Source organism: Dysgonomonas sp. 520, from assembly GCF_010501095.1.
In the GTDB taxonomy this organism is placed as follows: domain Bacteria; phylum Bacteroidota; class Bacteroidia; order Bacteroidales; family Dysgonomonadaceae; genus QVMP01.
This window is the reverse complement of record NZ_QVMP01000016.1, coordinates 108,624-118,764: the sequence shown is the minus strand read 5'-3', so window position 1 is coordinate 118,764 and position 10,141 is coordinate 108,624. Positions and strand designations below refer to the sequence as shown.

5 protein-coding genes are annotated in these 10,141 nt (G+C 38.6%); all 5 read left to right on the top strand.

The window, feature by feature from the left end; all coding sequences use genetic code 11:
• Positions 1–55: 55 nt before the first annotated feature.
• The 5 genes from D0T56_RS10900 (at position 56) to D0T56_RS10880 (ending at position 10,139) form a co-directional block, all read left to right on the top strand.
• Positions 56–1,255 (top strand): C1 family peptidase, encoded by a 1,200-nt coding sequence (locus D0T56_RS10900; RefSeq protein ID WP_163320186.1) that lies wholly within the window; start codon positions 56–58, stop codon positions 1,253–1,255.
• A 458-nt stretch (positions 1,256–1,713) separates the two neighbouring features.
• On the top strand, positions 1,714–3,708 hold the full coding sequence (locus tag D0T56_RS10895) for a T9SS type A sorting domain-containing protein (RefSeq protein WP_163320185.1): 1,995 nt from the start codon (positions 1,714–1,716) through the stop codon (positions 3,706–3,708).
• 472 nt (positions 3,709–4,180) lie between these two features.
• Positions 4,181–7,513, top strand: coding sequence for a SusC/RagA family TonB-linked outer membrane protein (locus D0T56_RS10890; RefSeq protein ID WP_163320184.1), 3,333 nt, complete (start codon positions 4,181–4,183; stop codon positions 7,511–7,513).
• A 25-nt stretch (positions 7,514–7,538) separates the two neighbouring features.
• Complete coding sequence (locus D0T56_RS10885) at positions 7,539–9,194, top strand: RagB/SusD family nutrient uptake outer membrane protein (RefSeq protein ID WP_163320183.1); 1,656 nt, start codon at positions 7,539–7,541, stop codon at positions 9,192–9,194.
• A 12-nt stretch (positions 9,195–9,206) separates the two neighbouring features.
• Positions 9,207–10,139: a putative zinc-binding metallopeptidase gene (locus tag D0T56_RS10880; protein ID WP_163320182.1), complete on the top strand. Its 933-nt coding sequence runs from the start codon at positions 9,207–9,209 to the stop codon at positions 10,137–10,139.
• The last annotated feature ends 2 nt before the right edge of the window (positions 10,140–10,141 follow it).

Sequence of the window (10,141 nt, the reverse complement as noted above, 5' to 3'; positions counted from 1 at the left end):
TTATATATAATCAACCTATTACGGTTGAAATTGAAAAATTAACGCATCAGTAGTAATGGCAAATTATGAGTACAAAAACTGGGACAAAGCCAGAAGAAGTCCGAGCTTCATACACAATCAAGTGCCTCATGAATCCAATTGTCATGCCTCAAGAATTAATGATGCAATGCTTCTCTTAAGAAATGTTGGTGTTTGTTCTTATTCCTCAATGCCATACACAACAGGAGACTGCTCCACACAACCAAACAACCAGCAAAACTTGAATGCAAGCATGCATAAAATTGCCGAATGGGGAACAATAAAAACGGAGAAATTGACCGATCCTTCCATCTTAAAGAAATACCTTGATCTCGGTTATCCTTTGATTATAAGTTTCTCAATCACACCATCGTTCGATAACATGTGGCACACAAACGACCTCAACCAACGAGGAATGTGGGACAAATTTTCCCCCGAAGAATCGAATCGTGGAGGACATGCTGCTTGTATTGTCGGTTATCATGCTACCGAGAAAAAAGACGCAAATGGAAATGTGACTGCATCGAAGATCCTTTTCAAAGTAATTAATTCTTGGGGAACAGAAGGAGGTGACAATGGATATTTCTACATACCTGCCGAAACTATAGAGAAGGGAGCACTGAAAGAGATTCACCTCTTCAAGAAACTATTATTAACAAAAATAACAGGCCCCACACGACTAAAAGCGACTGATGTGGCCACTTTTGAAGTTGTAAATTTACCATCTTCTGTTGATTATATATCTTGGGGGGCATCATATCTCTCTACTTTTCATACATGGTTTGAGCTGTTAGAGTCTAGCAACAGCATAGACGACAACCCTTACCTCAAATGTATTCCAAAAAAATCGGGAACTACTACTATAAACTTGAATATTTTTTCAGAAAGCGGAGCTTACACCACTCTGACATCTGATAAGATTATTATAGAATCTATGCAATATAACTTCACTATGTCACCCAACCCTATAACACTAGGACTAGGTGCATTAAAAATATCAATAACAACATCCTTCGGTGCACCAGTTTCCTCGTCATCATATAGGGATTGCACAGTACAAATATATGACCTTATGGGCAATTTAAAGAAAAATATTGCAGTTGGAGGAAGTGGAACAATTAGCTCTATGCATTTTGATTTAAACAATAGAGAGAAAAAATGCTATGTAGGATTAACTGTTTACAGCCACAGTGGACAAGCTCACAAAACACCAATTAAAGCATTGTTATTAAAGTAATTTTATCCCACACCCTCGTCCTTTGGGGGTTGTAACCTATTTCTTGTCATGCTGAGAGGAACGAAGCATCTATATCGATAAATAATTTGAGTTCTTAAAAACAGATACTTCGATTCTCTCAGCATGACAAAAGATTAGTTCATTATCACTCTGATAGCACAACACTATTTTTAGGCATTTACCCACCTCTCCGAAAATATTTCTGATAATTATTATCCAAAAAAAAGAGATAATTAATAAAAAAATATATCTTTGCAAAAAAACACAAAATTTATTATTTGAATAGGGCTGAATTAAAATTAGTTAATGTTTCTATAAATCAGGATATTAATTTTTTGAAACAGTGAATAAACCTTTGAGTCTGGTAAAAACCAAACTTGACAGGTTATTTTTTCATTCTATTCTAAATATATAGATTGTTATAATTAATGCTATTATTAACTTACAAAGATTCAAGCATGAGAAAAATTATTTTACTCTTAAGTTTGTGCGTCTCAGTTTGTCTATCTGCTGAAGACGGAAAAACCTCCACAAAACGAAGAAGGAGCCTTAATGAGATCGAAAAAAGAGATAGCAAGCCAGAACCTCAAAAACTTGCTACTAAGCTAACCCCTCAACAAAGACTTACTGAAGCTCGTCGTATAGCTAATGCTGAAATAGCGACAAAACAAGTTACCCCCACTAAAAATGCTGTTGCTAGCACTTACTATCGTTTGGACAGTATGGTCACAAGAGACATCAACGGTGATGTATATGCCAAAATAGAATATGCATATAATGATGATTATTCTGATGCTAGCTATACTACAATTTCCAAAGATTGGAATACTTCAGAATTAATGACTACAGAATCTATTTCTATGGAATATACAGATGAAGGTTATTTATCGGCTAGAATAACTTATTCTTATTCCATGGATAATGGAGAACTTATAACTAATGGTGATCGTTGGGATTACACATACAACGAAAAAGGTCTCAAAACTGAAGAAATGCTTTCTCTCGTCGTTAGGTCTGATATTTTTATGCCAGAATTTAAACTAAATTACATTTACGACGACAGAGGTTATGCTATTGATATATACCATTCTAATTACAATGCAAAAAGTGGAGAATGGACTAAAACCATAAGGTCTGTAGCTAATTTTGATGATTATGGAAGAGTAATCTTATTGATAGATTATGAATGGAACGGAACAGAATGGATTCCTCAAGGAGATCTAGCTAAAAGAGAGTATGAATACGACTCTAAAGGACGAGTAATTGCAGATATTACTTATAGGTTCAATGCTAGTACAAAAAAGTGGGGAAACTACTACCAAAAAGTGAGAGAATGGGATAAAAATGACAATATAAAATTTGAAAAAGAACTGTATTGGAATGAGACAGACCAAGATTGGACAGGGTATGTTCAAGATCCAGGTACAGAGTGGGAAATGGTTCTTTACACAAACCAAACTGTATATGAATACAACGATCCAAAAAACAGAGAAACGCGTGAAGTATTTAGCAAACTGATTAATGGAGAATGGGTAGATTTCTATAGTATTGAATACACTTACGTCGATGTTCCCGGCCTAAATGCAGAATCTGGACAAGAAATAACAGAGGGTAGTTACCAATTTACAAAACTAGGTTTTAATCATGAAACTGGAGTTAAGACTGAAGATACTAAGTATATTGCTATACAAGGGCCTATCAACGCATCTCCTTCATATGAGAAAGAGTGGAAAAAAATAGGAGAAACATGGCGTGCTTTGTATGAACTTAAATACGAATATTATGGTCCAGGTGAATATGATTACAATGGTATAGATTGGCTGTATACAAAAGACGAAGCAAATACAAGATATGGAGAACGTAAACAAGTAGTAACTCTTGATAATAACAATTTGCCTGTTGAATCTTTTCATTACGAAGGGGTTTACAATCGTACAGGAGAAGGTAAACCGAATGATGATTGGATGATTCTTTCTCGATTTGAATATACCCATGCTGCTAACGGTGTACGCACAGGAAAAGTAAAATATGTATATGATGATGCTGGTGTTGAGTCCTTGGAATCTATTGATAGAGAAGAATATGACTTTAACACACTAGTTACTAGTCTTATCATCCCTGAACTTTATGGTTTTGATTATAAAATTCTAAAAATGCATAATTCATCTAGTTGGGGGGATTACTTTGACAAATCTTATCATTATACTGAAATTCAATGGAACGGTGGTTCCGGTATCGAAGATGCAGCCAACAATGTGTTCTCGGTTTATCCAAACCCTGCCACAGATGTAATCAACATCAATGCAGAAGGCGACGTTACGGTAAGCATATATAATCTGCAAGGTGCCAGAATACTACAATCAACTGAGAAACAAGTAAATGTAAGCACACTTGTTCCCGGAAGCTATGTAGTTGACGTGAATGGTATCAAAACAAAACTTATGAAGAAGTAATATTTGCTCTATAATAAAGCAAAAACCTAAAAGTCTGGAGCTATTTGCCTTTGGCAATGGCTCCGGACATTATTTTCAACTCACAACGCTTTTTCTAACAAAGACTGCCGGAGGCAGTTGAAAGAAACAAGTCTCAAAAAAAGCAAGGCATAATGATGCCTGCAACAAAATAGAACAAGATATTATCAGAATATATAATCAGGCAGAAACTATGCATTATTATAATCTAACTACAAATAAAAGATTCTAAGCAAAGGTTGTTACTGTTCATTATTTAGATTCTACAAGAAACAGGCAATAACAATTTATGATAATCCATAACTCCGCAAGAAATTTGAAACCATCGAAGCATAATGAGAAATGCATTCAGATAACTATAAAAAGAAAAATATAGTATACGGAATACACCAATCTAAGCGTTTCGGGTTTTACAACATATAAATGTATAACCAAACAAATAATAAAAATTTTTATGAACTATTGCTTACGTTTATTTCTGCTACTCTTCTTTATGACGTCTGTGGCTTATGCACAGCAAACAAAGGTGAGTGGTGTTATAATCTCTGCTGATGACAATGAACCTGTTATCGGAGCTGCAGTCGTAGTTAAAGGGAATCCCTCGATAGGTACGACAACAGACTTTGATGGAAAGTTTGATCTAGAAGTTCCGGCAGAAACAAAGACCCTAGTGATCTCTTATTTAGGGATGAAGACTACTGAAGTTCCGGTGTCGCCGAACATAAAAGTAACATTGGAAGTTGACACACATCAACTGGGAGAAGTTGTTGTGACAGGTATGCAACGAATGGATAAAAGGCTGTTTACGGGAGCTACGACAAAAGTAGATGCCGACAAAGTAAAACTTGATGGTATGGCCGACGTGAGCCGTTCGCTGGAAGGGCGTGTAGCCGGAGTATCCGTTCAGAACGTATCGGGAACTTTTGGTACCGCACCCAAAATCAGGGTACGTGGAGCCACATCTATCTACGGAAATTCGCGCCCTTTGTGGGTGGTTGACGGTGTTGTTATGGAAGACGCCATAGATGTATCGAGCGACGACCTTTCGTCGGGTAACGCCGAAACACTTATCGCTTCTGCAATAGCAGGCTTGAATGCCGACGACATAGAGAGTTTTCAGATATTGAAAGACGGTTCGGCAACATCTATCTACGGAGCGCGTGCCATGGCCGGGGTTATTGTTGTTACCACCAAAAAAGGTCAGGCAGGTGTAAGCAGAATAAACTATACGGGCGAATTCACTTACCGTATGAAACCATCATACAGAGACTATAACATCTCAAATTCGCAGGAACAAATGGGTATATACAAAGAAATGGACCGCAGAGGTTGGTTCCTGTTCAATACCACAACTTCCGCCGAATCGGGTGTGTATGGAAAAATGTATCAGTTGATGAACCAATACAATACATCGAATGGCCAATACGGATTGGCAAACACCGAAGCTGCAAGAAACGCATATCTTCGTCGATACGAAATGATCAACACCGATTGGTTTGACCAATTATTCGATAATAACATCGTGCAAAACCACGCCGTAAGTATATCTTCCGGTACCGACAAAGCACGTTTCTACATATCTCTGTCAGCAATGAACGATCCGGGATGGACAAAATCGAGCTCGGTAGAACGATATACAATCAATGCGAACGGTTCGTATAACATTTCCCCTTCGCTGACTTTGTCTATGCTGGGTAGTGGTTCGTACCGCGAACAAAGGGCGCCGGGAACACTTGCACAAGAAACCGACGAGGTGACAGGACAAGTGAGCCGCAGCTTCGACATAAATCCTTATAGCTATGCACTCAATACTTCAAGGACACTTAATCCGAACGAATTTTATACAAGAAACTACACGGATTTCAACATCCTTCACGAACTGAAGAATAACTACATCGACATGAATGTGTTGGACTTGAAATTCCAAGGTGAATTGAACTGGAAAATCAAAACCGGATGGGAAGTAAACTTACTGGGTGCGCTTAAATACCAATCATCGGTACAAGAGCACCACGTGAAAGACCACTCAAATCAGGCTAACGCATACAGAGCCGGGGTGATTGAAGGAGGTGAAGAAAATGCAACCATCCGAGATGAGAACCCTTATTTATATACTGATAAGAGCAATCCGGAAGCTCTTCCTATCACAGTATTGCCTAAGGGTGGTATCTATACAAGAACGGACTTCACAATGAAGAGCCTTGATTTCCGTGCCACAACTACGTACAACACACATTTCGACGATACGCACATCATCAATCTGTTTGGAGGTGCGGAAGTGAACAGAATTGACCGTACAAGAACAATGTTTCGCGGATGGGGATTCGAATACGACAACGGAGGCAACCCATCTCCTGATTCTAACTTGTTTAAACAAAATGTAGAAGAAAATACTCCTTATTACGACAATAGCCCAACATTGGGTAAAAGTATTGCATTCTTTGGTTCGGGAACATACTCTTACATGGGGAAATATATCATCAACGGAACGGCTCGTTACGAAGGAACAAACAAACTGGGTAAATCCCGTAGTGCACGTTGGCTGCCTACATGGAATATTTCCGGCGCATGGAATGCACACGAAGAAAAATGGTTTACCAATCCTGTGCTTTCGCATGCAACGGCAAAAATGTCGTACTCACTAACAGCCGACAGAGGTCCTAGTTTTGTGACCAATTCTCAGGCAGTATTTTATCCTGCAACACCTTGGCGTCCATCAGCATCGGCCACAGAGTCGGGTCGTGAACTTAGTGACACAGAAAACAAAAACCTTACTTACGAAAAGAAACACGAGTTCAACTTCGGCATTGATGTAGGATTCCTCAATGACAGGATTAATTTTATAATGGACATTTATAGCCGTCGCAACTACGACCTTATCGGGCTTAAATATACAAGCGGAGAAGCCGGTGGAGGTATTGCCAAATACGCCAACGTGGCTTCTATGAAATCGAGCGGTATTGAGTTGGGTATTTCAACACAAAACATTGTTACCAGTGATTTCAAATGGAATACGGATTTCATTTTTGCCAGAGCAACCAACAAAATCACCGATTTGGAATCAAGATCCCGTATCATAGATTTGGTGAAAGGAGAAGGATATGCACTGGAAGGTTCACCTGTCCGTGCCCTCTACTCCATACCATTTGCAGGACTTAACGAGGAAGGATTACCTACATTCTACGACAAAGACGGAAATGTAGTTGTATCTGAAATTGACTTCCAACAAAACGACCAACTGGATTTCTTGGTTTATGAAGGACCGACAGATCCTACAATTACTGGTTCTTTGGGTAATACGTTCAGTTATAAAGGCTTTAAATTGAATACGCTTATAACATACTCTATGGGCAACGTAATTCGTCTCGATCCTATATTTTCTTCGAAATATTCAGATTTAAGTGCAATGCCTAAAGAATTTAAAAATCGTTGGGTTGTTTCCGGTGATGAGAATAAAACAAATGTTCCGGTTATTGCCAGCCGTCGACAAACAGAAACGTATTCCGGCCTGAATTATGCTTACAACGCATACAACTATTGCACAGAACGTGTAGCTAAGGGAGACTTTATACGTTTAAAAGAGGTTTCTATTTCTTACGATTTCTCGCAAAGAGTTGTTCAATTCCTTAAGTTAAACAATCTGTCTTTGAAGTTTCAGGCAACCAACCTGTTCTTGCTCTATTCTGACAAGAAACTTAATGGTCAAGATCCGGAATTCTTTAACAGCGGAGGTGTTGCATCACCTCTACCTAAACAATTTACTTTGTCGATAAGACTTGGAATATAATTAAACTCTCATAATGAATAGAAAAATGAATAAGAATTATATATATCGTTTACTGACGGCCATCTTTGTTGTATGCTTGTTTTGTTCGTGCGACGATTTTTTGGATGATATGCCCGACAACCGAACACAGCTCAATACACCTGAAAAAGTACAGGGATTGATGGTTACATCCTACCCTTTGGGCAACTATTCGGTACTGGCAGAATATAGCAGCGACAACTTTGTTGATAATCAGGCTCCGAATGCCAATGGAATATCGTACAATGTATCAGCTATAGACCGTATGGATGATGAAATATTTGCATGGGGCGAAATAACGACTTCTGCCGGATACGATTCTCCTTACGTCATCTGGGAGTCTTTTTACCAGTCCATCGCTTCGGCCAACCATGCTATTGAGGCTATTGAAAAGATGGAAGCCCGTAACCCATTGGATTTCACACCTAAACAGCACAAAATATTATCAGCGACAAAAGGTGAAGCATTGATACTTCGTGCATACTGCCACTTCATACTTGTCAATATATTTGGTAAAACATATAAAGACGCTGAAATAAGTAAAAAAGACTTGGGGATAGCCTATGTTACAGAACCTGCAACAGAAGTAGGAGCCAAATATAAACGTCTGAGTGTGGCGGAAGTATATGAAAAAATAGATGAAGACATCCAAGCCGGTATAGATTTGGTTGATAACAGTACATACACTGTACCCAAATACCATTTCAATGAAGGGGCAGCTTGTGCCTTTGCCGCCAGATTTTACCTATACAAAAGAGATTACGACAATGTGATCAAATATGCAAACAGAGTGTTAGGCAATTCTCCGGAATCTCAGTTAAGAGACTGGACTCAGAATTATAGCAGTCCGGATGTAATGGCATACGCTTACATCAATATGGAAGAAAGTGCCAACTTGTTGATGGTTTCTACAATCTCATTCTTTGCACGTCGATTCAATTATCGTTACGGTAGCAACGGAACTGCATTGCTAGGCTCTATAAACGATGCCGGACCTACGTGGGGAGGCGGTCCTTCTTTCTTGAACGGATGGCTGTGGACATACAACCCTAACTATGGTAACTTTATCCCTAAAATTTTCGAATTTTTTGAATATTCAGACAAAGTTGCTCAAATTGGATATCCTCGTGTCGTGAGAACTGAATTTACTACCGACGCATTGTTGCTAGACCGTGCCGAAGCACATATTTTCAAAGGAGATCTAGGCAGTGCCCTTAAGGATCTTCAGGCATGGAACAAAAGCCACCTTATGAAAAGAAATGGTGTACCCGTAGAACTTACAGCAACCATTATCAACAACTTCTATACAAGCAACAACCCTAATTTCTCTAAGGAGTTCCACACAACGGAGCTAAGTCCTGAATTTATTGTCAGCAAGGAGCAAAAGCCATTTGTTGATTGTGTTCTTCACTTCCGTCGCTTAGAGCGAATTTATGAAGGAGACAGATGGTTCGACCTGAAGAGATATGGTATTGAAGTAACTCACTACATTGGCAGAGGTAATATCAAGAAAGTATTGACTTACGACGATGATCGCAGAGCCATACAAATTCCGGTCGATGTGATTGGCGCAGGTGTAGAACCTAACCCTCGTATAAGCGATAAAGGGAAAAATTTCCAAAAGGATGCTATATTATATAAATGGTTTAAAGTAGAGGAATAATTGAGTATGAAGATGAAAAGATTTTTTATAAATATATTGTTGATAGGATTCGTCTTATCCTTTTCTACATCTTGTAGTGACGATGATTTCACAAAGAGTATATATGTTGATCCCGATCCGTTAGACCCAACATCGATAACATACGAATTTGACTTGTGGCTGAATGACAACTATCGTACTCCGTACAACTTAGACTTTTGCTACAAACTGAAAGATATTGAATCGGACTTCGATTACAACCTTACGCCTACCAGCCTGAAACAATCGAAAAGGATGGCATACCTGATCAAATATTTGTGGTTTGATGTATACAATAAAGTTGTTTCGGAAAACTTTCTAAAAGAACATGGACCTCGTTTCATACACTTGATTGGTTCTCCGGCATACAATCCTTCTCATGGAACAGTGTTGCTTGGTACTGCCGAAGGTGGTATAAAAATATCGTTGTATCAATGTAATGATCTGGATATAGAAAATATCGACTTCATGAACGAATATTATTTCCAGACAATGCATCACGAGTTTGCTCACATTCTGCATCAAAAGAAAACATATCCGAAAGAATACGATTCATTCTCTAAGGGATATTACAACCCAACTGCATGGCAAGACCGCACTATGTCTGAAGCTGCCTCTTTAGGCTTTGTTTCGCCATACGGAAGCAGCCAACCCAGGGAAGATTTTGTGGAAGTTATAGCCACTTATATTGTCAAATCGGATGAACAATGGAATTACATTCTGGATTTGGCGTCCAAACCTGGAATAAACATGAATGGGGTAACCATTGATGACCCTCTTGATGGACAAGCAATTATTCAGTCAAAACTAAATATTGCTAAACAATGGCTTAGCGATTCGTGGGGTGTCGACCTTGAGGCTTTGCGAGCAGAAGTACAAGAACGTCAAAAACATATTGGCGAATTAATTACTGAAAACGGTTTATAATT